This is a genomic window from Raineya orbicola (assembly GCF_002843425.1).
GTDB lineage: Bacteria > Bacteroidota > Bacteroidia > Cytophagales > Thermonemataceae > Raineya > Raineya orbicola.
This window is the reverse complement of record NZ_NKXO01000098.1, coordinates 1-753: the sequence shown is the minus strand read 5'-3', so window position 1 is coordinate 753 and position 753 is coordinate 1. Positions and strand designations below refer to the sequence as shown.

Sequence of the window (753 nt, the reverse complement as noted above, 5' to 3'; positions counted from 1 at the left end):
AGAGGTAATTGACTCATATGATTAAATATTTAAAAAGTACAACTCAAAGTTAATCATTTTTTCAATTACCCTAAGTTTTTTTATTTAAATCCCTTGAAAACAATAAGTTAGACTTATAATTCACGTTAGCTTAATATTTCAAATTTAGCATATTTGCCATCAATTGTCTTCACTACAAAAATGCGACCTGCAATAGGAGTAACTAAATTAGTTTGCGAACTGTAATTATACCAACCATTGCCACTACCCGTAGGAATAGCATAGAAATTTTGTCCGTCTTGTCTGAAAGTAGATACATCAGGTACCTGCTTTACTTCCTCAAAAGTAGAAAAAAGCATACTAACAGAAGCATTACCCGTACGTTCAGGTTCATCGTTTAAGCCAATTTTTGCACCTCCATTGACAAGAATAGTCAAACCACGAAAGGCAATATCCCAAGAGTCATCGGTTACTATTTCACCTTTTGCGAAGCTAAACTTTGTAAAAGCCCCTCCTATGGGTTGTCCCATACCTCCTGTTTGAGGAGCATACAAATTCTTGTAAGTTTTTACTTCCAAAGGCTGCGAAGCAGGCTCATCTTTTTTCTTGCAAGCCCCCAAAGCCAATAAGATACAGACAGCAAGGATCAATATGACCGCCAATTGAGGTATTTGGAAAAATAAAAAAATGGCATTTATTTAGGAAAATTTTCCAACGATTAACCTAAAAAAAATGCCAAATTTATTAGAAATCCTCCTGCTTTTACAAACAGAA

General features: G+C 34.7%; 1 protein-coding gene. It reads right to left on the bottom strand.

Annotated elements, in window-relative coordinates; genetic code table 11:
- Positions 1 to 125: 125 nt before the first annotated feature.
- Positions 126 to 641 carry an HmuY family protein gene (locus tag Rain11_RS13770; RefSeq protein WP_207764463.1) on the bottom strand — a complete coding sequence of 172 codons (516 nt, stop codon included), beginning with the start codon at positions 639 to 641 and terminating at the stop codon, positions 126 to 128.
- Positions 642 to 753: the final 112 nt, after the last annotated feature.